This window comes from Intestinibacillus sp. Marseille-P6563, assembly GCF_900604335.1.
Classification (GTDB): domain Bacteria; phylum Bacillota; class Clostridia; order Oscillospirales; family Butyricicoccaceae; genus Butyricicoccus_B.
This window is the reverse complement of sequence record NZ_UWOD01000001.1, coordinates 1,456,167-1,480,718: the sequence shown is the minus strand read 5'-3', so window position 1 is coordinate 1,480,718 and position 24,552 is coordinate 1,456,167. Positions and strand designations below refer to the sequence as shown.

Here is a 24,552-nt window from a genome sequence, read left to right as displayed (position 1 = left end):
CTCCTTTTTGTGTGTGATGGGTTTGAAAAAGCCATAGAGCCCCGCGGCAGGGCGGGGCTTTGGCATAGGGATGTCAGTTGCAGGGATGCGCAGAGGTTTGCGCGGCAGGGCGAATCTTATTCGCCCATGAGACGGCGCATCACTTCCTGATACGCCTCCTCGACGCCGCCCATATCGCGGCGGAAGCGGTCCTTGTCCAGCTTTTCGCCCGTGTCCTTATCCCACAGGCGGCAGGTGTCCGGGCTGATCTCGTCGGCCAGGATGATGGTGCCGTCGGTCGTCTTGCCAAACTCCAGCTTGAAGTCAACCAGGGTCACGTTCAGGTGGTCAAAGTAGGTCTTCATCACTTCGTTGACCTTGAATGCCATTTCCTTGATGTGCTCGATTTCTTCGCGGGTAGCGAGCTTCAGCGCAATGGCATGATAGGCGTTGATCAGCGGGTCGCCCAGATCGTCGTTCTTGTAAGAAAATTCGATGGTCGGCGCGTCAAAGACGATGCCTTCTTCCACGCCGTAGCGCTTGGCGAAGGAACCGGCCGAAATGTTGCGGATGATGACTTCGAGCGGTACGATGGAAACCTTCTTCACAACGGTTTCGCGCTCGGAGAGCTGCTCCACAAAGTGGGTCGGTACGCCCTGCTTTTCGAGCATCTGGAACATGTGATTGCTCATCACATTGTTGATGACGCCCTTGCCGGCAATGGTGCCCTTCTTTTCACCGTTGAATGCGGTGGCGTCGTCCTTATAATCGACGATGACCAGATTGGCATCGTCGGTTGCAAATACCTTCTTGGCCTTGCCTTCGTAAAGCTGTTCCTTTTTCTGCATGATGACTGATTCTCCTTATCTTTATCTAAAAAATCCGGGACGTTAACCTTGATATTCGGCGCGGACCTTTTCGTCCTTGGCGGCAACTTCCTTGGCCATATTTTCTTTAAAAGCGGCCAGTTTGTCCGCAAGCGACGCATCCTCGAGCGCCAGCATCTGCGCTGCCAGGATGGCGGCATTTTCCGCGCCATCGATCGCGACCGTTGCCACCGGGATGCCCTTGGGCATCTGGACGATAGACAGCAGGCTGTCCATGCCGCCCATTACGCTCGTGCCCATCGGTACGCCGATGACCGGAAGGGTGGTGTAAGCGGCCAGCACACCGCCCAGATGTGCTGCCTTGCCTGCGGCGGCGATGATGACGCCAAAGCCGTCGGCTGCTGCGTTTTTGGCAAGCTGCTCTGCCGCAGCCGGGGTGCGGTGGGCCGAGATGACACGCACATCAAACGGGATGCCGAAATCCTTCAGCTTGTCCGCACATTTGCTCATCACCTTCAGGTCGCTGTCCGAACCCATGACAATGCAAACTTTTTTCATAAAAAAGACCCTCCCAGTCGGAAAATATATCGTTTGACCAAAAAACAAAATGCAGGATACGGCTGTATCCTGCATGGTTTGTCATTTGTGTGCAAAAATGCCTGCACGAAGGCCGTTCATCCGCTGCTTTTGTCTATCTAATAACGCATGCAACATACCGGCACTTCCTTTCCAGCATTTCTGATACCTATTCTATCGGCATTTGCGTCCGGTTTCAAGCGTTTTGCGGGTTCTTTCGAAAAATCATCGACTTGCCCAAAACCAAACGGCCGCGGACTGGAACATTTGTTGCCTTCGACCTTGGAAAATGCACCAAAAAGCTGGCATGGAACGCCGGATTACGGACGGGAAGCCTGGTCCAGCAGTTCGCGGGCTGCCGCGGGGTTTTGACGTTCGCGATCGCGCAGCATTTCGGCGGTCTGGCGTACCTCGGCGTCGAGCGCACCGGACACGCATTCATCGATGAGGGGGATGAGCTTATCGCGGGTCACATCGCGCAGCTGGATGCAGGTGCGGCTGCCGATATATTTCAAAAAGCCGTCGACCTTGATGTCGTAGCTCATGCCGATGACCGGCACACCGGCCGCGGCCGAGAACATCAGCGAGTGCAGGCGGATGCCGATGACCGCTTTCATGCGCGCCAAGATGCCGATGGTGGTCTCGATCGACTGGCGCTTGGTGACCATATAATGCGGGCATTTGAGCTTGCCGCCCAGAATCTCGGCGGGCATCAGGTCGGAAGGGTATTCGATGGGCACAAACAGGGGAGTCAGGCCGTGCGCCGTATAGGCGTATTCGGCGGCGGCCACCACCTCGTCGATGACATCGTCAAAGCCCTTCCAGTACCGCAGGCCAAAGCCGATGTAGTTGCCCTCGGGCGGGATGCCGCACTGTTCGAGTGCTTCATCGACCAGGGCCGCCGAAGCGGGTTTTAGGATGATCGTCGGGTCGGCCGACAGGCGCACATCCGGTCCCTGGATGCCCATGCGGGTCAGTTCGCCGCGCGACAGGTCGTCGCGCAGGGTGATGATGTCCACCGACCGGTTGATGGTCGCGGCAGCGCGGCGGCGGTTGCCCGGTCGGTTGATGGGGCCAATGCCGCAGCCATACATCATAACTTTACAGCCCGCGCGCTTGGCCTGGTCGAGGGTAAACAGATAATAGCGCAGCGAGCGGGTGGAGGTCACGTCCTGCATCAGGCTGCCGCCGCCGTTGATATACAGGGCCGCATGCTGGAAGCGGCGCAGCACCTGGTCGAGCCGGAAGGTATAGACCGCGCCTGTGCGGTAGACCATGCGGGTCTCCTTGGGGCGGCGGCTCATGACCGTGATGCGGCGGTCGGGGTCGAGCTCGCGCATCTCCTGCACGATAGCCTTCAAGATGGCGTCGTCGCCCGCGTTGCCCTTGCCGTAGGCGCCGCAGATGACCACCTGGTCTCGCTTACTCTTGGGACGGGCAAAGCGGCGGATGACCATGCGGTAATTTTCCTCCTGGGTGCGGCACATGGTGCGCAGGGAAAAGTCCCGGTCGGCCTTTTCGTAGAGCCGCGCTGCAAAGGTCTTGCGCTTTTCCGGGTCGCGCGCAAAGGTCAGCAGGTGTTTGGTGAGGGTTTCGTAATCGCCCGGCTGGAAGATGAAGCCGTTTTCGCCGGTGTCGATCAGTTCGCTCATGCCGCCCACGTCCGAGCAGATGGTCGCGCAGCCCTCGCGCACGCCTTCCAGAATCGAATAGGGGAAGGTCTCGGACACCGAGGTCAAAAGATTGATGTCCATGGACGCAAAGAACTTGTCGATCGGGGACACCCAGCCGCAGAAGACCACCCGGTCTTCGATGCCGAGCTCCTTGACCAGACGGCGCAGCCGGGGCTCGTCCTCGCCGTCGCCGGCCAAAAACAGGCGCATGTTGGGCTGCTGCTTAACTGCACCGGCAAAACCCTTGACGCAGGTGAAAATGTCCTTGACTGCCGTCAAACGGGCGGCAATGCCGCACAGGACCTCGTCGTCGGTCACGGTCACGCCCCACTGCTCTTTGATGTAGGCCGTGCGGTCGAGGCCTTTGACCGGCTCGGTGAAGTCCATGCCGTTGTAGATGACGCACATGCGCTCGGGGTCAAAGCCGCGGGAGATGAGCGTGCGCGCCATGCGGTCAGCCACCGGCTGGTAAAAATCCATGAAGCGCAGCGCGATTGCATTGATGGTGCCGCGGGTATACTGTTTGAGGGGAGAACCCATGTAGTCCAGCCGGTAGTCCGAGTGCACGGTGGTCATCAGCGGGATGCGCCGCTTGGCGCGCACCATGGCGCCGATCAGGTTGGCCTTGGAGCCATGGGTGTGGATGACTTCGGGCTGGAACTCGTCGATGAGGGCCAGGACCTTGTCCCGGCAGGTGTAAGGGTTCATGTATTCGTAAACTTTGACGTTCAGGCCGCGCGCTGCCGCTTCCTTGGGAAAGGGGCCGTCGCGGAAGCTGACCAGGCAGACGTCATTATGTTCGCTGAGCGCCTGTACCAGAGTCATGATATGGGTCTTGGCGCCGCCTACGTCGCCGCCGCCCATCATCTGTAAGATTCGCATGTCGTTCCTCCATCCGCGCTACGCGCGGTGTTTTGTGAAAGATATCCAGTATCTATTATACACATTTTCCGCGTTTTCGCAACGCGGACACGTCCAAAAGTGCGAAATTTCCGCCTGCCTGATTTTTGTTGATTTTATCTAGTAAAGCAGCGAACAAAAAATATTTTTTACGTAAAAATTCAACAAGGCCTTGCCTTTTGGGAACGGAACCTTTATGATGGAGAAAAAGTTCGGCCGGGCGGCGCGCATGTCGCTGTGACACACAAGAAAGAGGGGTCTTATGAAGAAGAGAAAAATCGGGCTGGTCCCCAAACTCATCCTTGCCATCCTCCTAGGCATCCTGATCGGACAATTCCTTCCCGAAAGCATCTGCCGGGTTGTGGTCACCGCATCCGGCATCTTCAGTACCTTCCTGAAATTTGTCATCCCGCTGATGATCGTGGCCTATGTCACCATGGGCATCGCCGACCTGAGCCGCGGCGCCGGACGCCTGCTGCTCATCACGGTTGCGCTCGCCTATGGCTCCACGCTCGTGGCGGGGTCCTGTTCCTATCTGGTGGCCAGCAAACTCTTTCCCCATTTCATGAGCGCTGAGGCGATGGAGCAAATCGCCGCCACGGCCGGCAATTCTCTGGAAACCTATTTCAGTTTGTCCATTGCACCGCTGCTGGACACGCTGTCGGCGGTCACGCTGGCCTTTGTGCTCGGCCTGTGCCTGTCGACCATGCGCGGCAAGGAGATTGGCCACACGCTGTACGACGGCATGAAGGACTTTGCCGGCATCATCGATAAGGTGCTGCACACGGTCATCATCCCGCTGCTGCCGCTTTACATCTGCGGCACCTTCACCGACATGACCAAATCGGGCAAGACCTTCGCCATTTTGAGCATTCTGTGGAAGGTGTTCCTGGTGGTCATCCTGATGCACCTGCTGTGCATCACCATTCAGTTTACCATTGCCGGACTGGTCAGCCACAAAAATCCGCTGACGCTCATCCGCAATCAGATCCCCGGCTATGCCACCGCGCTGGGCACCCAATCGTCGGCGGCGACCATTCCGGTCAATCTGGAATGCGCCGAAAAAGACGGCGTGTGCGAGCAAATCCGCAATTTTGTGGTACCGCTGTGCGCGAATATCCATATGGCAGGTTCCATGATCACCATCACCGCGTGTGCAACAGCGGTCTGTCTGATGAATCAGCTCCCCATCAGCCTGATGACCGTTGTGCCGTTTATCATGACGCTCGGCGTGGCCATGGTGGCATCCCCTGGCGCGCCGGGCGGCTCGATCATGACCGCGCTGCCGTTTTTGTATATGATTTTCGGCGCCGAGGCTGGCGATCCGGACGGTCCGATCTGCGCGATCATGGTCGCGCTGTATATCACCCAGGACTCGTTCGGCACGGCCTGCAACATTTCGGGCGATAACGCCATTGGCGTGGTCGTGGACCAGATCTACCGAAAATGGATGAAAGCCGAATAAAACCATCCCTTTGGAGTGAAACACACATGCACGTATTTGATATTATCGGCCCGGTGATGATCGGGCCGTCCAGTTCGCACACGGCAGGCGCGGTGCGCCTGGGCCGTGTGGCCTGGAAAATCCTTGGCGAGCGCGCCGTCCGCGCCGACATTACTTTAAGCGGCTCGTTTGCCCAGACCTACCGCGGCCACGGTACCGACCGTGCTATCATCGCCGGCATCCAGGGGATGCACTCGGACGATGAACGCATCCGCCGCTCGCTTGAGATCGCGCAGGAAACCGGACTGGCCTTTTCCTTTGAAACCACCGACATTCCGGGCGCGCATCCCAACACGGCGCGCATCCACCTGACCGGGGAAAACGGCGCCCAGTGCACGCTGCAAGGTGCGTCCATCGGCGGGGGCAACATTCTGGTGACCGAACTCAACGGCATGCAGGTATCGTTCACCGGCCAGTTCAACACCCTGCTGGTGCTGCATTACGACAAGCCGGGCACCATTGCCGCGGTCACCAATTTCATGGCCTACTCGGGCACGAATATCGGTAATTTCCGTCTGTCTCGTCCCAAGAAGGGCGGCGAAGCGGTCATGACCATTGAAGTTGACGGCGATGTGCCCGAAAATCTCATCCAAAGCCTGCGGCTCTTGCCCAACATTCTCAATGTTGTGCTCATCCGGGCAATTTAAGGGGGAGGACCGTATGCTCGATTATGTTTCGATCGCCGCTTTGTGTCAGGCGGCAGAAGAGGCCGGAAAACCGGTTTCCGAAATCGTGCTGGCCGATCAGGCCGAGCAGATGGAAACACCGGCCGAGGAGTTATATGCGCGCATGGCGCGCAGTCTGCAAGTCATGCGCGATGCCGTGCGGGAGGGCAAGCATCCCGATCTGCGGTCGGCCTCCGGACTGACCGGGGGCGATGCCGCCCGGATGGAAGCTTATGCCGAAACCGGCGGCCTGACCGGTGGATTTTTGAACCGGGCCATCGCCCGGGCGCTGGCGGTTTCCGAATACAATGCCGCCATGGGTAAGATCGTGGCCGCGCCCACGGCGGGCTCGTGCGGCATTTTGCCGGGCACAATCATCTCCATGCTGGAGGAAGGGCGGTGCGACGAGCATGCCGCTGTGATGGCGCTGTTCACCGCAGGCGCCATCGGCATGGTCATTGCGCAGAACGCCTCGATTGCCGGCGCGCAGGGCGGCTGTCAGGCCGAATGCGGTTCGGCGTCCGCGATGGCGGCCGCGGCGCTGGTAGAACTGGCGGGTGGGACACCGACCAAGGCCGCGCATGCGTGCGCGATGGCGATCAAAAACCAGCTCGGCCTGGTGTGTGACCCGGTCGCGGGGCTGGTCGAGATCCCGTGCATCAAGCGCAATGTATCCGGCGTCGCGATTGCGTTCACTTCGGCCGAGATGGCGCTGGCCGGGGTGGAGAGCAAAATCCCGGTCGACGAATGCGTTTCTGCCATGCGGCAGGTGGGCGATACCATGCCCTGTGCGCTCAAGGAAACGGCGCAAGGCGGTCTGGCTGCCACACCGACCGGTATCCGGCTGAAAAAACAGATCTTTGGCGAACAAGCCTAAATAGTACCCGCTGTCCAAATTTAACGGCAGCGGGTATTTTTTACGGCAAAACCAAAAGCAATGCGTCTGCGGGTTGCACGAATTCCATTCCAATGGTAGACTATGGGTAGTAGAAAAAAATAGGGAATGATACGGCCCTGTGGCAGAGCGTTCGTCTGCTTTTTTGAAGGAGAGGGAAGCATGGAAATACAATTTATCTGGGAATTTTTCGAGAAACTCGATGAAATGGTCTATGTGACCGATATAGAGACCAACCTGTTGGTTTACATGAACGCACATTTACGCCAGACTCTGGGGTTCCAAAGCCATGAAGAGTATCGGGGCAAAAAGTGTTATGAAGTATTGCAGGGATGCCAGGAGCCCTGCCCGTTCTGCACCAACCAGGCGTTGCAGCCCGGCGAGTTTATCTCCTGGAGCCACAAAAACCCGGTCATGAACAGCCACTTCCTGATCAAAGACAGCGTCATCTACGCCGATGGACACAAATACCTCATCGAAATCGCCATCGACATCGATACCCGGGTGGTGTGCAAAGCGCCGTATTACTATGCGCGCAGCGAAACCATCTTAAACGAATGCCTGCACCAGGTGTTCAGCGGCACCACCCCGCAGGAATCCATCCACAAGATGCTGTCCTATATTGGGGAAACGTTTTTGTGTGACCGCACCTATATTTTTGAGATCTATGAGGACGAACGCACCAGCAATACCTATGAATGGTGCGCGCCGGGGACCATGTCCCAAAAGGATATTTTACAGAATGAACCGCTCGACAGCATTCGGTGGTGGATGGACCTGTTCCGGGAAAACAATGTGGTCGTCATCGAAGATATGGAGGAGATCCGCACCAAATATCCGGCTTCTTATGCGCTCTTAAAGGCGCAGGGCATTTCTTCGCTGGTGGTGGGACCCATTGCCATCGACGGCAAGATCGTTGGTTTTCTGGGCGCCGACAACCCCGACAACCAGATGTTCAGCCTGATTACGCCGCTGCTCAATGTCATCGGATATTTTGTGTCGTCGCTCCTGCGGCGGCGCGATCTGCTCACCTGCCTGCACGACCTGAGCTACCGCGATCAGCTCACCGGGGCCTTCAACCGCAATGCCATGGCGGAGTATTGCCAGGGCGACCTGAAAATGGAGTCCATGGGCGTCATCTATTGTGACATTACCGGTCTCAAGCGCATGAATGATTCCATGGGCCATGCGGCCGGGGATGAGATGATCCGGCATTGTTATCAACTGATGAAACAGACCTTGGACACCGACCTGATTTACCGCATTGGCGGGGACGAGTTTGTAGCGCTGTACCCCAGCTGCGAAGAAGGCTTCTTTGAACAGCAGGTGCATGCGTTGCATGTACGGGTCCATCAGGACGAATATCATCTTGCAATCGGCTATACTTGGTCCAATCGTCATCCGCTCAACTTGGAAACGCTGATGACCCAGGCCGACCAGATCATGTATCAGGACAAGCGGGAGTATTACCAGCAAATCGGCCAAAAACAGAGCGTCCGACTGGCTACAAGGGACATCCCGGTCGATCAGCCGGAGAGCGTATTCCAGCGCTTTTTGTCGGCCACCTATTGCAACAGCGAATCGTTCTTTCAGTCGATTGCCCAGCAGAACCCGTCAAGCTATTTCTACTTTGGCGATATGCAGAAGAATCTGTTCTATGTATCGGACAATCTGCGGGAAGACTTCGGTTTTCACAGCAATGTGGTGCCCGGTCTGCTGCGGCAGTGGTCGCTGCGCATCAGCACCCCGGAGTTCCAGGACCTGTTTTGGCAGGACATCACCCGCATGCTGCGGGAAAAGCGAACGCTGCACGATCTGCGGTATCAGGTGCGGGACATCCATGGAAATATCAAATGGGTACGCTGCTATGGCCTGCTCAAATGGGATTTGGAAAAGACGACCCCCTTGTTCTTCTCCGGTCGTATTACCCATCAGGATAAGGAGTTTGTCATCGACCCGATCACCAACTTCCCGCGCGAACAGGCAGCCATTGACCCCTTGCGCAGCTTGAAGCAGCGCGGGGAAAAGACCCTCATCATTGGCTTTAGCTTAAACAACATCACCGAGATCAACAACACCAAGGGCCGCAGCTTCACCGATGCACTGTTAAAGAATATCGCGGGCAGCCTGATGGAGAGTATGGCATGGAAGATGTCGTTCTATCGGTTGGAAGGCATGCGCTGCATGGCAATCGTGCAGTCGCTGTGCGCCGACGAGAGGGACAGCCTGGTGCAGCAGATTCGGGAAGTCGTTGAAAACTGCTATCGGGAGATGGGCATTTCGGTACAGAATGCCTGCTCGTTCGGCCTGATGGAATACCCGCATGAAGACCTGACGCCCGAGGACCTGATCGAAACCATCGTATCGCTCATCCGGGTGGCGCGGCAGGATGTCGACCAGCCGTATGTGGATTACTCCACCCACAATGTACAGCGCATCCGGCAGATGTCCACCATGGCGCTGACGCTCAACCAGGACGTGCTGCATGGCATGGAGAATTTCCGCATTGTGGTTCAGCCGGTGGTTTCGGCCGTTGACGGCAATGTGATCGGTGGAGAAACGCTGCTGCGGTGGACGTTCCAGGGGAAGGATATTTCCCCGGCGGTGTTTATCCCCATTCTGGAACGAGGCAACATGATTCACACGGCCGGACGCTGGGTGTTCGAGCAGGCGGTGCGCAACTGTATGCGCCTGATTACATACAATCCGTCGTTCTATTTGACCTTTAACGTCAGTCTGCATCAGCTTTCGGATGTTCACTTTTTGGATTTCATGACAGCCACACTGGAAAAGTACCGTCTGGATGGCTCGCATCTGGTGGCAGAGCTGACCGAAAGCTGCTTGGATGAACAGCCCGAAAAGCTGACCAAGTTTGTGGAAGGCTGTGACCGACTGGGCATCCGCATTGCGCTGGACGACTTTGGCAGCGGTTACTCCTCGCTGCGCATGTTGCTGCAATATCCGTCCAGCATCATCAAACTGGATCGGTCGCTGCTGACCGAGATGACCGAGTCGACCGACAAAAAGAATTTCATTGCCAGCATCGTCTATGCCTGCCATCGCTTTGGCAAAAAGGTCTGCATGGAAGGCGTGGAAACGCAGGTGCAGGATACGCTCATCAAGGACGCAGGCTGCGACACCATTCAGGGGTATTATTACTATCGTCCCATGGAAGTCTCCAGCTTGTACAAGTTGGTCAGTCGAGAATAAAAAAGTGTCAACCCATATCGGGTTGACACTTTTTTTATCCATAAAACGATTATTTCCGATTGACGGCTTTGACCTGCAAAGCAAACAGGTCCTGGAACAAACGGTCCTCCTGCCGCTCGGTGATCTGATCGAAGCTGCAACCATAGGCAAAGAGCGGTGTTTGGCCAAAGTCCAGCTGCTGGATACGCTGAACCGTACATGTGAAGGTATGCGGCCATCCGCCGGGGGAAAGCTGGAGCGAAGAAACGATGAGATGCTCGCCTCTTTCATAGGTTTCATGCGTGCTGAAACGAAGGCCGGTCAGACTGACATCCAGGGTTTTGCAGAGCACCTCGACCGCATCCGCATCGGCCACGCGGGAAATCATAGCGGACACCGCAATGGGCTGACGGAAGCTGCTGCGCCGTTCGGTGCAGGAAAACGTGTGCTTGAGTGCGATCTTCCAAAAATCGGCGGCACACCGGGTGACAAGACCATATAGCAAAAGTACATTCCCGCTGGACTGCTTGGTTTGAACATGGAGTTTGACCGGGGTGTGATAGATGATCCCCTGGGGGGTCTCCATCCCTTTGCGCAGAGAAACGGTCAATTCCTCATCGGCATCGTTGTAAGCACGGATGGCACCTGCAAATAAAAGCTTGTTATCCAGTTTTAAGACTTCACAGGAAGCGCCGATGTAGTCCTCAACGAGTTCTTTGTAATTTTGCATGGGTTCCAATCCTTTCTATGTAAAGTGGTCAGCCCTGGCTGAGCAGGCGATAGAGCGCCGGCAGCTCCATCGGACGATAGTAGTAAAAGCCCTGAATCATATCGCATCCGGTGCCCAACAGGATGGTGTTCTGGTCTTCGCGCTCGACACCCTCCACGCACACCTCCTTGCCAAACTGATGGCAGGCATACACGATACTGCGGATGAAGTGCATCTTTTCATCCGACTTGGTGATCTCCTGCAAGAGCGAGCGGTCCAGCTTGATGATGTTGGACGGATATTGCAGCAGCATGCGCAGCGAGGAATAGCCGCTGCCAAAGTCGTCGAGTGCAATGCGCATGCCCATCTGATTGCAGGATTCTACAAAACCGGTCAGCTTTTCCGGTTGTTCATCCAGACAGCTTTCGGTCAGTTCGGCCACCAGGTGCGAGCCGTCCAACTCATATTTTTGCAGGGTTTCGTGCATAAAATCGATGAATTGGGTATCTGCAAGCTGATGCAGACTGACGTTGAAGGTAAGATAAAAATCCGGGTCATAGGCGATGATGCGGGTGCAGCTGCAAACCGCCTTTTCAAATACCCATCGGCCAGCCAGATGGATCATGTTTTCCTTTTCCAAAATGGGGATAAACACAGAAGGCGGGATGTCCTCTCCTTCGAATTTCCAACGCAACAGGGTTTCGCCGCCGATGACCTTGCCATCCTTGGCCGAAACCACCGGCTGGATGACGATGCGGAAATTTTCCATGCCATTGATGACATCCTGGTTCAGGGCAAGCGCCATGTTGGCGATTTGCTTGATTTGCCGGATGTTCTGCGTGGAATAATCCACATAGGCTTGCTTGGTATTATGTCGCGCGACCTTGAGCAGCGCCACGATATTCTCCAAAATATCTTCGGGTTCCAGCGAGTCGCAGGGATATTCCATCACACCAAACGAACAGCTGTGGCGCACCGAGATGCCCATTTCCAGATAGCAATTTTCCACGATCTCCTGGATTTCCTGCACCAGTTCGTCCGCGGTTTCGGTGCAGAGCGGGTCGACCACGGCGACGCAGCGCATGCCGTCCAGCCGGTGGAAGGACATTTTCCAGTACAGTTGCTCCATCAGCTGCTCGGCAATGTTTTTGAGCAGATGATCGGAATAGGCGCGGCCGCGGGTGTTGTTGATCTCGGTGATGTTGTTCAGGCAGAAACCGATGACCAGCGAATGCTGACCATTTTTATTCATTTCGTACAGGCTGGCCAGTACCGCATGTTCACGCGGGAAATTGGTGATGGGGTCGATCAGGAAATCGTTGTCCTGATGGGTCACACGGCCGGAGAAGAACAGCGGAACAGTTTTATCTTCGTTCCATTTCAGGATGCCGAAGCAGCGGATCCATTTGGTGTTGCCACGGGCATCGCGTACCTGATACCGCAGGTCATGCAGGGTGCGTTTTTCCCGCAGCATGCTGTTGATGTCTTCCCAGAACATATCCTGCGATTCGGGTGTGCTGATGAACCGTGCCCAGATGCGCAACAAGCCGGGGACAATATTGCTGTCAAAGCCAAAGTCCTCCCGCATGTTGTCCGAAATATAGAATACATCTTTCTGCATGTCGCCGAAATAGAAATAGCTCGAGGAGTTGTCCTCTGCTATGGATCGGAACAGCGCTTCGACGTCATGATAGGTCGTCGCGAGAAAATGCTGAAATTCGTTATGGTCTTCGCTGAGCTGGGACTTGGGAAAGAGGCGCGTGGGATGCCGGCTGTTGGGGCCGTCCATGATGTAACTGTGCTCATAATAATCGCGCTTATCTTCGTACATGACTTCATCGGCCTGAATGATCAGGGATTCCAGATGGAGCGGCTGCTGGTCAGACCAGACATGTCCGACGGCAATGTGGTATTCATCCTGTCGGATGAGTTTGCGCAGCCGCTGCACCATTTCCAGAAAATCTTCTTTGGTGCAGTCCGGACACAGGGCAATGAATTCATCCCCGCCGGTGCGATAGATGAGGTCGGTATCCAGATTGTCGTTGACGAGATTATAGCAATGGCAGATCATCTGGTCGCCGGCCAGATGGCCGATCGAATCATTGACCCGTTTCAGACCCGTGATATCGAAGTAGATGACACCCACCGATTGCATGGGCAGTTGTTCATAATATTCGGCCAGGGCGTTGCGGTTGAGGGCGCCTGTGAGCTGATCGCGATAACTCAGATCGTGCAGACGGCGAACCAGATCGCGCCGCCGCAGCAGCGAAGCGACCGAATACCCGATGACGCTCAGCAGCGGCGTGATCAGATTGAGCATTTGGTCATTGGGCTCATCGACTGCCAGAAAGCCGATGACCTGTTCACCGCTGAGAATAGGGCCTGCAGCAAAGGAAGAGATGTGCAGCGACTTTAAAAAGACATAGGCCGAAGGATATTTGTGCGCAATCTCTTCCCGGTCGCGAATGACAACCACTTCATTGTTCTCAAACTCCCGGAGCCAACTGCTGATGCTGTCGCACGATTCGTGCTGTAACAGGTCTTTTTGGGAGACGACCCCGGGGGCACACCATTCGTAGGTGTTGCACATATGGTGGGAGTCATCGATTTCGAAAATGTAGGCGCGGGCACACAGGAAGGTTGTGCCAATGTAGGAAAGCATATTGTCCAGCTCATCCTCCGGATTGGTGGTCGAAAAGACTTTGTGCAGGCATCCGGTGAGAATGGCGCTGCTGTGCGCGTAATAGTGATATGGTGTCTCGCTAAGCTCTTCCGCGTCAAGATCAATGGCGATCTCGATGCGGTACCGTTTGTTTTCCACACAGATCATGCTGTCCTTGACCAGAAAACGGCGGTTGAGCACCGGGTTTTTATAGATCCATGAAATAAATTTGCCCGGTTTCAAAGCATGATTGTTACAAAAGGAGCAGGGAACTGGACTTTCCTGCAAGACTGCATGGCATTTTTTGCCGATGTATCCATTGGAAGAGTTGTATCCCAATGTGCGGCGCAAGTGCGCGTTCATGTAGACTAGGGAATGGGTGTCGATGTCAGAAACATACACCATTTCATCCAGTTCTTCGAAAAAACTCCACATGAAATCCATATGCAAACTCCTTCCGTCATAAATAAGCGGGGCTTGGCCAAAATCACGGAAACAGGGAAAAATTTTCCCTGGGTGGCGATATTTTCATTATACCAAAAAAACCATTATATGTCTTGTTGTTTTTCTCTTTTGTAAATATTTTTTCACACCGATTGGGCGGTTGCCAGATCGAAGTATTCCATATAGATGCGCTCAAATGTTTCTTCGATGTCCTGGCCTGCCTGCAAGACAGTGTGATAGACTTCCTCCTGGTGGTCGGACAGCACTTGCAGCACATAGGGGCAGATGCGTCCGGCGCGGCACATGTCGTTGAGGATCTGCATGACTTCCTGGATGGGGAAGGCCGGTTTATAGCTGCGCTTTTCCGAAAGGGCGCTGACAATGTCGCCCACTGCAACGATGCGCTGCGGCAAGGTGAGCTGGTCGCCGGAAATGCCGTAAGGATACCCGGTGCCGTTGAGGGTTTCGTGGTGGCGGATGGCGATTTGCAGTATCTCATCACTCACGCACCCCCGCAGGATGTCTTCGGTGATGGTCACATGGGATTTCATGATCTCCCACTGGCGGGCATCCAGCTTATCGGGGGATTCCAGGGTTTCGACCGGGATGGCGATCTTGCCCAAATCGTGCAGAAAAGCACCCAGATAGACGGCCTCGCGTTCATGTTCGCTCAGGCCACACAGTTCGGCCAGCGTGACGCTTGCCCGCACCATCATCGAGCAGTGCAGGGCCGTGTAATGGCTGCGGAAGTCAATGGAATAGACCAGCGTGTGCAGCAGCGCCCGCTTTTCCTCTGGAGTGAGCGCCATGTTTTTCAGCCGGACCAGCAGTTTTTGATGGATGTCGTCTGCATCGTCCAGGAAGGGGCAAGAGGATACGTTCAGGCCCGTGGGAAACTGACGGGCGACCAAACCTTCAAAAAACTGCTGGACTTCTTGCGGCGTTTTACGCGGATGGTTGACGTGGTAGAGGTCGGCTTCATCTACCAGCTTGAGGTATTTGGTGGCCCGATTCAATTTGGCATCGGGCAGCGCCCGGTCTACTTCCGCATAGGAGGTGTGGTGATACCGGACAAGGGGCGCATATTCGGCAAAGGGGAAAAAGGTCTTCAAAAAGATATAGCCATACCGGGCATGAAAATCGTCTTCGTCGTTTTCCAGCTGGGCCAGATTCCAGATATCGGCCTTGTGGAAGTTGCCGATATCGTGAAACAGGACCGTCCAGATGATGCGCACGATTTCCTCATCGGTAAAACGGCCATCCTGTTTCAGAAGCTTGGCAACACCATAGGCGACTCGCTCCCCATGACCAACCAGCAGATTGTTGACATGGTTGAGCGAACGAATGGTAATTTCGAAAAGATTTTCGTTGGATAAATAAATCATATTGGGTACCTTCCTTTGACGTTCCGGGAGCCGAGCCGCAAAGCGCGGATGAGGGAACAGCTCGTTTTCGTTCTGTCTTTTGGGAACGGTTTGGGTTTGGGCCGTGCTGCAAGATGGGGATGCAGAAAGACGGTCCGGTCTTTGCTCTTATTGTACCATGGGATGTATGTACGTGCAATTTATACCAACCAGGTTTTCATAAGTTTTCCACGCATTCGGCAAATGCCGGATGAGCTCTTGCAATCAGGGCCAAGTCATGGCAAGATAGTAGGTAATCAAGGGGGTGTGCAGCATGCTGAAAAGGCTGGGCGGATGCCTGTTTTTACTCCTCTGTACGGTGGCGGCCATTGCGCTGACCAGCTGGCCCGAACAGCCGGCCGAGCAGGCGCCGGTGATGGGCATTGTATGCACCGCGTCGGAGGACGACTGGAAGGACGAACAGTACCGGCTTTTGGAAGCCGAGGCGCAGGCGCATGGCTTTGACCGCATGGTGCTGCGCACCGAGCGCACCCAACAGGCGCAGATCGACGCCATCCGCGCGCTTATCGTCTACCGCGCCGACGTGATCGTTTTTTCGCCCATGGTGCAGAGCGGCTGGGAAAACGTGCTGCACGAGGCCAAACAGGCTGGCATCCCGGTGCTGGCGGTGGATAAGTCGCTGGCGCAGACCGACGGATTGGCCGGGTATGTGGGATTTGGATATCGCAAGGCCGCGCGGCAGGCGGCGGCCTATCTGGCGACCCAGGGGCATACCGTGGCAGCCGAGCTATACGGCACACTCAACGCGTCAAACGCACAGGAGATCGCGCGCGGTTTCCGGGAAGGCTTCGAGGATACCCGAACGACGCTCAAATACAGCCTGTGCGGCGATTTTTTGCGCTCGCGCGGGTATGAGATCATGGAGATCTTTGAACAGGAATATACGGGCATCACGCTGGTGCTCTGCCAGAACGACGCCATGGCCCTGGGGGCCATCGATTATTTGAATGCCCAGGGATTGCAGCCAGGGGTGGATGTCAAACTGTGCGTGTTTGGCGGCGGGGATGAGGTGCAGGCCTGCCGGGAAAAGGGACAAATCGACCTGGTTGCGCAGTGCGACAATGAGGAACTCGCGCATGAAACCGCCCATGCGGCCCTGCATCTGCTGGACGACCCGACCACATCGGTGCAGCGGGAAATCCCCATTGCGCTGCAAACAGGGGAGGCGGCGCCATGAGAAAAGTACGAAGCAGCATCGGCTCTATTTTACAGCAGTCGTATGTGACCATCATCCTCAGCCTGACCGTGCCGCTGGCGGTCACGCTGCTGGTTTTGCTGCTATTTGTCCATCAGTACAATGGGGTCATCGACCGCATCGACTGCGCCGTGCGCGCGCAGAACATTTTGGAAGAGGAACTGCCGGGCGAGATTTGGAACATCGTATCCGGGCGCAAATCGTTCGACGCCGGGGAGCAGGATACCTTGCAGCAGTCGCTGGATGGTCTTTTGCAAAATATGCAGCAGACCGAAGCCGAGGAGCAGCAAAAATACTTACATGCCGCCAGCCGCGCGGTGGATACCATGCAGGGATACATCACCGAGCTGGGCCGGCAGATGGAGCGCAGCGCCGCCGTCAGCCGCAACGAGAGTCTGTATGAAGAAATCGCCAGCGTGACCGGACTGGCCGCTGATATGCTCGATCAATATGCGGCCGAGGCCATCGCCCAGATGGCGGCGCTCAACCGGCGCATCAGTCTACTGACCTGGCTGCTCGCCGTCCTGACCGTGCTGACTGTTGGCGGCGCGGTGTATGCCGCCGTGCGGTCGCATCGGCGGGTCGAACACGCCATCCATGCCCCCATCCGGCAGATGGAAGAAATGGCCGCGCGCATCGCCAAAGGCGATTTGGACGTCCACCTGCCCACGCCGCCGATTGCCGAGCTCTATCCGTTGGCCACCGACTTAAACCGCATGGCCGAACAGCTGGACCGCCTGATTGCCGAACAGGTCGAGCAGGAAAAAACGCTCAAAAAGGCCGAACTGCGCGCCTTGCAGGCGCAGATCACCCCGCATTTTGTCTACAACACCCTGGAAACCATTGTCTGGCTGGCTGAGGAAGGCCGCACCCGCGAAGTGGTCGAAGTGACGCTGGCTTTTACCGACTTTTTGCGCATCAGCTTAAGCGGCGGCCAGGATTTCATCGAGGTGCAAAAGGAAGAACAGCATGTGCGCAGCTATCTGTGCATTCAGGCGTTCCGGTACGGCAGCCGCATGCGCTACGAGATCGACATCGACCCCGCGCTCGCCGGTGAGCGGATGCTCAAACTCATGCTCCAGCCGCTGGTCGAAAACGCCATCTATCATGGCATCAAAAATAAGCGCGGCCGGGGCCTGCTGCGCATCACCGGACGGCGGGAGGGCGACTGGATGGTCTTTGCCGTGCAGGATGACGGCTTGGGCATGACCGAAGAAGATTTAAACGCGCTGCGGCAGCGCCTGGAGCAGCCGGGCGGCACGAGCGGGTATGGCCTGCGCAACATCACCCAGCGGCTGCGGCTGTATGGCGGCCGCGGGCTGGAAATCGAAAGCGAGTGGCACCACGGGACGACCGTGCGGTTTGCCCTGCCCTGCACGGGGCCAGAAAGGAAGGATGACTGATGTTTCGCGTTTTTGTCGTGGACGATGAAGAGATCATACGCACCGGAATCCGCAATGCGCTCGACCGGTCGGACGGCCGCTTTTCCTTTACGGGCGAAGCCCCGGATGGCGAGATGGCGCTGCCGGTGCTGCTGGAAATCAAGCCCGATATCCTCGTCACCGATGTGCGCATGCCGTTTCTGGACGGGCTGGAACTGGCCGAGCTGGTGCGCAAGGCCATGCCCTGGGTGCGGATTATTTTTCTAAGCGGGCACGATGAGTTTGAATATGCCCAACGCGCCATCTCCTTGCAGGCAGATGCCTATATTTTAAAGCCGGTCGATTCGCACAAGCTGCTGGACGTGCTCGAACAGACCGGGCAGCGCATCCACGAGGAGCGTGAACGCCTGCGCGCTGCCGCCCAGCACTCCCGGCGGCGGGAGGAGGAACAGGACGTTCTGCGCAGCCACTTCCTCAGCGAACTGCTGACCGGCGGCATGTCGACCGCCCAGGCCATCGAGCAGGCGCGTGAATGGGACCTGTCGCTTACAGCGCGGTCTTATGTGGTGAGTCAGGCCGCCTGCGGGGCGGACAGCGCGGTGCGGCAGCAGATTCGCGCGGTGCTCGAGCATCTGTTTGCTCAGCAGAGCGATGTTATTTGGTTTTTTGAGGGCAGCGACCGGCTGGTGTGGCTTATTTTAGGCGACGATAGCAGCGCGGTGCGCGACCGCGCCTATGCCGTGGCGCAGAGCATCTGCCACGAACTGCATCAGGTGCTGGGAATGGACGTACAGGTCGGCATCGGCGAAGCCGCCGACCGGCTCAGCGGCCTGCCGCAGTCCTATCAGCAGGCCCGGCAGGCGGCCGGACAGCTGCGCGGCCTTTCGGGCGGCATTGCCGGATATGGCGACCTGCCCGCCCCCGAGGAAGGGCGGCGGTTTGACATCCGGGCCAATGTACCGCTGGTGGAAAAGCTGCGGCATGCCCGGCTGGACGACATCCCGGTGCTGCTCGAAAACCACTTCGGCGGGGTGTCCGACGACGACATCCAGAGCGTCTTGTACCGGTATTACCTACTCATGGATTTGCTGGTCACGGCCGCGCGGCTGGACAACGGCGAAAAGACCTGGGAACAGGACCCCCAGCAGGTGCTGCGCGCGGCGCAGACCCGCGAAAGCACACTGGGGTATGCGGCCGATGCCCTCCGGCAGGTGATCGGCCGCCGGGCAGGCAGCGGCCAGGTGCGCTATGCCGCCGAAATCCAGCGGGCGCAGGAATACATTGCCGCCCACTATCCCGAGGAAGAACTGTCGCTGCACGCGGTGGCAGCCGCCGTGGGCTTTAGCCCCAACCATTTTTCGACCGTCTTTTCCCAGCAGACCGGGGAAACCTTTGTCGAATACCTGACCCGGGTGCGCATCGAGGCCGCCAAGGAACGGCTGCGCACCACCAAGGACAAAATGAGCGACATTGCCTTCGATGTGGGCTATCACGACCCCAATTATTTCAGTTATCTGTTCAAAAAGCGCACCGGCCAGTCGCCGCGCGATTACCGCGCCGCGGCACAATAGCAAAAATATATCGGAAGAAAACAAAGAAATTCGCTGTACGCCCGGCAAAAGGGATTTTTTCTCATAAGCGGGCAGATGGCGGCGCAAAGGGGTGGATTGTTATAATGAGGAGGAAAGGAGGACTGTGCCGTTTCCAAGCGGTAAGACGCTGTCTGGTGCTGGCCGGTTTGGCTGCCTGGCTGCTTTGCGGATGCACCCCGCAGCAGCCGTCCGAACAGCCGCAGGCCGATGCATCGCCGCCGCCCGCGGGGCAGGCGACGTCAGGTGGCAGACTGACGGTGTACAGCGCATTACCCGAAGAGGAATTACCCGTATACCTGCATGCTTTTACCAAGGATACCGGGATCGAAGTCCAATGCGAGCGGCTATCCGCCGGCGAAATGATGCAGCGTGTGGAGCAGGAAAGGGATGCCCCGCGCGCATCCGTCGTGTTGGGTGGGCCGTCGGAACATTATGAAAATGCCGCCCAGGCAGGGCTTTTGGAGCCGTATCAAAGCAGCCAGCTGCAAAACGTGCCCGAAGCCTATTGCGATGCACAGGGTTACTGGAACCCCATCTATATCGGTGTGATCGGGTTTGTGTGCAATCAGGAATGGTTCAGCCGGACCGGGACCCCCTATCCGGACACCTGGGATGACCTGCTGGACCCGGCCTTTGCCGGGCAGGTGGTCATGGCGTCTCCGCGCAGTTCGGGCACGTCGTACACCGTTCTGGCAGCGCTGATGCAGAAATTGGGCGAACCGGCGGCGTGGACTTATTTCGCCGCATTGGACGAGAACGTCGCGTTTTATACGTCCAGCGGGCTGGGGCCGGTGGATGCGGTCAAAACCGGGGAAGTGGCCGTAGGGATCGCCTTTTCCCACGATGGAAGGCGAGCGGCATTGGATGGGTATCCGGTCGAGCTGCGGTATCCGCAGGATGGGACCGCTGTGGAGGTGGGCGCCTGTGCTTTGGTGCGAGGCGGCCCGCCGGACGAGCGGGAAAATGCCAAACGGTTCATCGATTGGTTTTTGTCCCGCCGGGGACAGGAGTGCTTTCTCGAGGCCAAAAGCTGCCGTCTGCCGGTGAACGCTTCGGCGCGCACGGCCGATGGGCTGCCCGAACTGAGCACCCTCGATCCCATTGAATCCGACTCCTCCTGGGCAGGCACAGTCCAAAAAACACTCAGCCAGCAATTCTGCGACCGGATCGAGCGAGCGCGATCCCCGCGGTCAGATTGACCTGTAATTGCTGCACTGAAAAAGAGGAGTGCGATATGCGATGAAAAAGCAGTTTTTGCGTAAGAGCCGGATCGTCAGCTTCCTTCTGGCCTGGGCGATGGTGCTGACCATGCTGCCCATGCAGGCGCTGGCGGTCAACGAACAAAACGGCCCGGCATCGTTTTTGGCAGGGCCTTACCTGCTTACCCCCAAGACCGACGGCATGGTGGTCGCCTGGGAGCTGGACAGCCCTATGAAATCCACCCTGTCTTACGGCACCTCGGCCGACGCCATGCAGACGCTGGACGTGGCCGTGGAGGAAGGCGAAGCCTTCCAGGGCAAACCGATGCACATGTACCGTGCCCGCCTGACCGGCCTGACCCCGGACACTAAGTATGTCTATGAAGTCAAGGCCGAAAACGGGCAGTCGGTCCAGGGTTCGTTCCGCACCCTGCCCACCGACCCGGAAGAGATCCGGTTTGTCGTTGTCAGTGACAGCCACCGCTTTGAAACTGCCGAACAGGTCTCGGCGGCCATCACCAAATTCGACCCGCACTTTATCCTGCACACCGGCGACACGGTCGAAGGAACGGGCAGCCAGAAAGACCAGTTTGCCTACTGGTTCCGCAACGCGGGTGACTTCTTGCACAACGTGCCGGTCATCTACAACAGCGGCAACCACGACTATGGCGTTTATTTCGACGAATACATCTCCAAAACCCAGAAGGAACAGTACCATTCCAACGAGAATGGCCGCAATGTCTCCTTTAATGTGGGAGGACTCCATATCACCATGATGGACAGCAACCCCTGGTCGCTGTTCGAGCTCAATTCTTCTTCCGGTGGCACGGTCGATGCCGCCACCCGTAAGCTGGTTGACGATTCGCTCAACTGGCTGAAGGCTGACTTGGCATCGGCCGAAGCCAAAAATGCGGACTTCCGCATCCTCACCATGCACCATCCCTATGAGGATGACCTGACCCGCAAGTACATCCCCGCCATTGCCGAAGCCGGCAATGTGAACATCATGTTCGGAGGTCATACCCACGTTTATTCGCGCGGCGTTTCCAGCGACCCCACCCGCGGCGCCAAGACGCTGTATGTCACCCAGGGCGATGCCCGCATCGGCGACTCCAAGATCGATCTGGGCTCGGATACCTCGCGCCCGAACGAGAATTTCCCCGAAATCCTCGCCACCGGTAAGGGCGATATGCTCCAGTGCACCGTTCGCGGTGACGTGCTGACCTACTCCAACGTGGGTCTGAGCGGCAGCGAAGAAAAGATCGCGGAAACCGTATCCATCACGAACGGCGACCCCTCGCTGCAATTTGACAACATTTCCATCACGCCCGATTCGGTCCTGTCGAGCGGCACCGTCAAGGTTTCCGCCAAGGTGACCAATACGGGCAAGGGCCTGGCAGCGGTCGCCTTCAAGATCAGCGACAACGGCAAGGACCGGTATCTCTATGAATTTGGCGATCCGGCGACCAGCCGCGTCATTGCCCTGAATCCGGGCGAGTCGCGCGAGCTGTCGGGCGAACTGAGCCTGCTCGAACTGGGCAAGCATACGCTTACCATGGCAGGCTACTCCAAGACGGTCGACGTGGGCTTCCGCAGCGCGACCTATTCGTACAGCAATCTGCGCGTTAAGCTGGGCGATGGCGAAACCAGCGACTTGACCAGCGATCGCCTGCACATCAAGGCAGATGTGAAGAACATCGGCAACGAAAGCGGTACCGCGACCGTTCCGTTCAAGGTAAACGGCCAGACTCTGGGCACGCAGTCGGTAGCGCTCCAGGCGGGCGAAACCAAGACCGTAGAATTTACCTACAATTTCCCGGCGGGCGGCGACTATCCGGTTACGATCGGGGACGCCCCGGCACAGACGGTCACCATCCTGGGTGACATGCAGGGTGTGCCGATTGTCAAGGACCAGTCGGGCATGGGCAATGATGGCCTGATTCGCGGCAATCCGACCCTGGTACAGTATGACGGCGGCTATGGCCTGTCGCTCGACGGCGTGGACGACTATGTCGAAATCCCGGACAACCGCAACTACACCATCGACAACGGCGTGACCGGTATGGTCTGGGCCAATGTCGACCGGCTGGCTAAGGAAGGCGAATGGGACCACAACCCGCTGCTCGTCAAGGGCGCTTCCATCAGCTATGGCACCAACTACCTCTTCCGTATGGCTGTCCGTCAGACCGGCATGGTCACCTACGGCATTGGCTTCAACAACGACAACGGCGAATATTTCTGGAACGACGACGACTCGATCGACGGCGCAGGCGTTCAGCTGGGCAAGTGGGTCCAGTACACCGGTGGCTTTGACCGTGCGACCGGCGGCATCAGCTGGGAGAACACCAAGCAGTCGGGCTCGATCGATGCTCCGGATTTTGATTCCGAAATCAAAAACTGGCCGGGCGCTTCGATGTATGCCGGTTTCTCGTTCCACCGTCATCTGCTGACGGGCCGCAACCGCGGCAAGACCCATACCATGCTCACCGGCGACATTGGCCAGATTCGCTTCTACAAAACCAAGCTGTCGGCCGATGAAAATGCAGCCATCTATGCAGCACCCCAGTCCAAGGGCCCGAAGAGCGAAAGCCTGGTCGTTTGGCTGGACTTTAACCCCAAGAACATCGTCACCAACGGCAAGCACACCACCGAATGGCGCGCGGTCAGCGACAGCCTGAAGGACCTGGCCTATGATGTTTCCATTCCGGGCGCAGCATCGGCCAAGATCACCGTCGAAGCATCGGACGATGGCAAGACGGCCAAGAACAGCAAGAGCGCCGACCTCAAGGACGGCAAGGGCACCATCGACCTGTCCGACCTGGGTGACGCCAAGTATGTACGCATCGTGACCGACCTGCACGCATCGGTGACCGAAAAGGCGACCGATGTGCCGGTCATCCATTCCTACACGGTCAATGCCGGCGAGAGCACCACCTGGGCGACCCTGGCCGCCTGGAACAAGGGCTCGTTTGAAGGCGCAGCCGGTTATGAGCCGACCGACTTCCTCAAGGACTATGCAGCCGACTTTGACGATTATTCGGGCAAGGCCGACGCAACCAGCGAAGTTACGGGCAGCACCAGCGGCACCAGCACGATTGGCGTCGATGTGCCCAAGACCCATTGGGCATATGACACCATCCAGAAGATGATCGAAAACAAGATCGTCAGCGGCGATGCAGGCAACGGCTACATCCGTCCGGATGACACCATCACCCGTGAGGAAGTCGCGACCGTTCTCCTGAAGACGAAAAACATCCCGATCACCGAAACCGGTACCATCGCGCAGGGCGACCGCTCCTCGGCCTGGGCCAAGGACATCCTGGCGACTGCCAAGAAGGCTGGTATCCTGCAAGGCGATGAAAAGGGCCACATGAACGGCCAGGACCGCGCGACGCGCGCCGAAGTGGTCACCATGGTTGCCCGTGCCGCAAACCTGGCGAGCGATGACCTGAGCGTGCTCGACCGGTTCACCGATGCGGCGAATATCCCGGAATACGCCAAGGCCAGCGCCGCCGGTCTGATTGCCAAGGGCATGCTCAGCGGCTATGAGGACGGTAGCCTGCACCTCGAGCGTCCCATCCTCCGTGCGGAAACATTTACACTCATGGTAAAATTGCTCCCATAATCCATAAGGGGTTTTCCTGAAAACGCTCGCAAACTTAGAGAATCGGGAAAACCAAAGGCCCGCAGCCGAGTACATTCGGCTGCGGGCCTTCTATTTGCAAAAAAACAAAATC

15 protein-coding genes are annotated in these 24,552 nt (G+C 57.2%); 9 read left to right on the top strand and 6 right to left on the bottom strand.

The window, feature by feature from the left end:
- Positions 1 to 116 precede the first annotated feature (116 nt).
- The 3 genes from purC to csaB form a co-directional block, all read right to left on the bottom strand.
- A complete protein-coding gene (purC, locus tag EFB11_RS07705) occupies positions 117 to 827 on the bottom strand; it encodes a phosphoribosylaminoimidazolesuccinocarboxamide synthase (RefSeq protein ID WP_122789628.1) in 711 nt (236 codons plus the stop codon).
- A gap of 42 nt (positions 828 to 869) precedes the next feature.
- Entirely contained in the window at positions 870 to 1,364 is a 495-nt protein-coding gene (gene purE / locus EFB11_RS07700; protein WP_122789627.1) for a 5-(carboxyamino)imidazole ribonucleotide mutase, read from the bottom strand.
- A gap of 338 nt (positions 1,365 to 1,702) precedes the next feature.
- Positions 1,703 to 3,937, bottom strand: coding sequence for a polysaccharide pyruvyl transferase CsaB (csaB, locus tag EFB11_RS07695; protein ID WP_122789626.1), 2,235 nt, complete (start codon positions 3,935 to 3,937; stop codon positions 1,703 to 1,705).
- Positions 3,938 to 4,217: 280 nt separating this feature from the next.
- Between csaB and EFB11_RS07690 the strand changes: the two genes are divergently transcribed.
- The 4 genes from EFB11_RS07690 to EFB11_RS07675 all read left to right on the top strand — a co-directional run bounded on the left by EFB11_RS07690 (position 4,218) and on the right by EFB11_RS07675 (position 10,229).
- On the top strand, positions 4,218 to 5,420 hold the full coding sequence (locus EFB11_RS07690) for a dicarboxylate/amino acid:cation symporter (protein ID WP_122789625.1): 1,203 nt from the start codon (positions 4,218 to 4,220) through the stop codon (positions 5,418 to 5,420).
- Positions 5,421 to 5,446: 26 nt separating this feature from the next.
- A complete protein-coding gene (gene sdaAB / locus EFB11_RS07685) occupies positions 5,447 to 6,106 on the top strand; it encodes an L-serine ammonia-lyase, iron-sulfur-dependent subunit beta (RefSeq protein WP_122789624.1) in 660 nt (219 codons plus the stop codon).
- Between the two features lie 13 nt (positions 6,107 to 6,119).
- Positions 6,120 to 7,001, top strand: a complete 882-nt coding sequence (gene sdaAA, locus EFB11_RS07680) for an L-serine ammonia-lyase, iron-sulfur-dependent, subunit alpha (RefSeq protein WP_122789623.1) — start codon at positions 6,120 to 6,122, stop codon at positions 6,999 to 7,001.
- Positions 7,002 to 7,181: 180 nt separating this feature from the next.
- Entirely contained in the window at positions 7,182 to 10,229 is a 3,048-nt protein-coding gene (locus EFB11_RS07675) for an EAL domain-containing protein (protein WP_164706655.1), read from the top strand.
- A gap of 49 nt (positions 10,230 to 10,278) precedes the next feature.
- Here EFB11_RS07675 and EFB11_RS07670 read toward each other — a convergent pair whose 3' ends face one another.
- From EFB11_RS07670 to EFB11_RS07660, 3 genes are all read right to left on the bottom strand, one after another.
- Positions 10,279 to 10,938, bottom strand: coding sequence for a PilZ domain-containing protein (locus EFB11_RS07670; protein WP_122789621.1), 660 nt, complete (start codon positions 10,936 to 10,938; stop codon positions 10,279 to 10,281).
- A 28-nt stretch (positions 10,939 to 10,966) separates the two neighbouring features.
- Positions 10,967 to 14,023, bottom strand: a complete 3,057-nt coding sequence (locus tag EFB11_RS07665; protein ID WP_122789620.1) for a bifunctional diguanylate cyclase/phosphodiesterase — start codon at positions 14,021 to 14,023, stop codon at positions 10,967 to 10,969.
- A 143-nt stretch (positions 14,024 to 14,166) separates the two neighbouring features.
- Positions 14,167 to 15,408, bottom strand: a complete 1,242-nt coding sequence (locus EFB11_RS07660) for an HD-GYP domain-containing protein (RefSeq protein WP_122789619.1) — start codon at positions 15,406 to 15,408, stop codon at positions 14,167 to 14,169.
- Between the two features lie 292 nt (positions 15,409 to 15,700).
- On the opposite strand from EFB11_RS07660, the gene EFB11_RS07655 reads away from it, so the two are divergent.
- The 5 genes from EFB11_RS07655 (at position 15,701) to EFB11_RS07635 (ending at position 24,440) form a co-directional block, all read left to right on the top strand.
- Positions 15,701 to 16,624 (top strand): substrate-binding domain-containing protein, encoded by a 924-nt coding sequence (locus EFB11_RS07655; protein ID WP_122789618.1) that lies wholly within the window; start codon positions 15,701 to 15,703, stop codon positions 16,622 to 16,624.
- Positions 16,621 to 18,045: a sensor histidine kinase gene (locus EFB11_RS07650; RefSeq protein WP_122789617.1), complete on the top strand. Its 1,425-nt coding sequence runs from the start codon at positions 16,621 to 16,623 to the stop codon at positions 18,043 to 18,045. Before EFB11_RS07655 ends, EFB11_RS07650 begins: the two co-directional genes overlap by 4 nt.
- Positions 18,045 to 19,595 carry a response regulator transcription factor gene (locus EFB11_RS07645; RefSeq protein WP_122789616.1) on the top strand — a complete coding sequence of 517 codons (1,551 nt, stop codon included), beginning with the start codon at positions 18,045 to 18,047 and terminating at the stop codon, positions 19,593 to 19,595. Before EFB11_RS07650 ends, EFB11_RS07645 begins: the two co-directional genes overlap by 1 nt.
- 104 nt (positions 19,596 to 19,699) lie before the next feature.
- Complete coding sequence (locus tag EFB11_RS07640; protein WP_122789615.1) at positions 19,700 to 20,815, top strand: ABC transporter substrate-binding protein; 1,116 nt, start codon at positions 19,700 to 19,702, stop codon at positions 20,813 to 20,815.
- Between the two features lie 40 nt (positions 20,816 to 20,855).
- Positions 20,856 to 24,440, top strand: coding sequence for an S-layer homology domain-containing protein (locus EFB11_RS07635; RefSeq protein WP_122789614.1), 3,585 nt, complete (start codon positions 20,856 to 20,858; stop codon positions 24,438 to 24,440).
- The last annotated feature ends 112 nt before the right edge of the window (positions 24,441 to 24,552 follow it).

Bases quoted from the DNA above. Each gene is read 5' to 3' on its own strand.
- EFB11_RS07690 (WP_122789625.1), top strand. From the start codon at position 4,218: ATGAAGAAGAGAAAAATCGGGCTGGTCCCCAAACTCATCCTTGCCATC.
- EFB11_RS07665 (WP_122789620.1), bottom strand. From the start codon at position 14,023: ATGGATTTCATGTGGAGTTTTTTCGAAGAACTGGATGAAATGGTGTAT.
- EFB11_RS07670 (WP_122789621.1), bottom strand. From the start codon at position 10,938: ATGCAAAATTACAAAGAACTCGTTGAGGACTACATCGGCGCTTCCTGT.
- EFB11_RS07660 (WP_122789619.1), bottom strand. From the start codon at position 15,408: ATGATTTATTTATCCAACGAAAATCTTTTCGAAATTACCATTCGTTCG.
- EFB11_RS07650 (WP_122789617.1), top strand. From the start codon at position 16,621: ATGAGAAAAGTACGAAGCAGCATCGGCTCTATTTTACAGCAGTCGTAT.
- EFB11_RS07645 (WP_122789616.1), top strand. From the start codon at position 18,045: ATGTTTCGCGTTTTTGTCGTGGACGATGAAGAGATCATACGCACCGGA.
- purE (WP_122789627.1), bottom strand. From the start codon at position 1,364: ATGAAAAAAGTTTGCATTGTCATGGGTTCGGACAGCGACCTGAAGGTG.
- EFB11_RS07640 (WP_122789615.1), top strand. From the start codon at position 19,700: ATGAGGAGGAAAGGAGGACTGTGCCGTTTCCAAGCGGTAAGACGCTGT.
- sdaAB (WP_122789624.1), top strand. From the start codon at position 5,447: ATGCACGTATTTGATATTATCGGCCCGGTGATGATCGGGCCGTCCAGT.
- purC (WP_122789628.1), bottom strand. From the start codon at position 827: ATGCAGAAAAAGGAACAGCTTTACGAAGGCAAGGCCAAGAAGGTATTT.
- EFB11_RS07675 (WP_164706655.1), top strand. From the start codon at position 7,182: ATGGAAATACAATTTATCTGGGAATTTTTCGAGAAACTCGATGAAATG.
- csaB (WP_122789626.1), bottom strand. From the start codon at position 3,937: ATGCGAATCTTACAGATGATGGGCGGCGGCGACGTAGGCGGCGCCAAG.
- EFB11_RS07635 (WP_122789614.1), top strand. From the start codon at position 20,856: ATGAAAAAGCAGTTTTTGCGTAAGAGCCGGATCGTCAGCTTCCTTCTG.
- EFB11_RS07655 (WP_122789618.1), top strand. From the start codon at position 15,701: ATGCTGAAAAGGCTGGGCGGATGCCTGTTTTTACTCCTCTGTACGGTG.
- sdaAA (WP_122789623.1), top strand. From the start codon at position 6,120: ATGCTCGATTATGTTTCGATCGCCGCTTTGTGTCAGGCGGCAGAAGAG.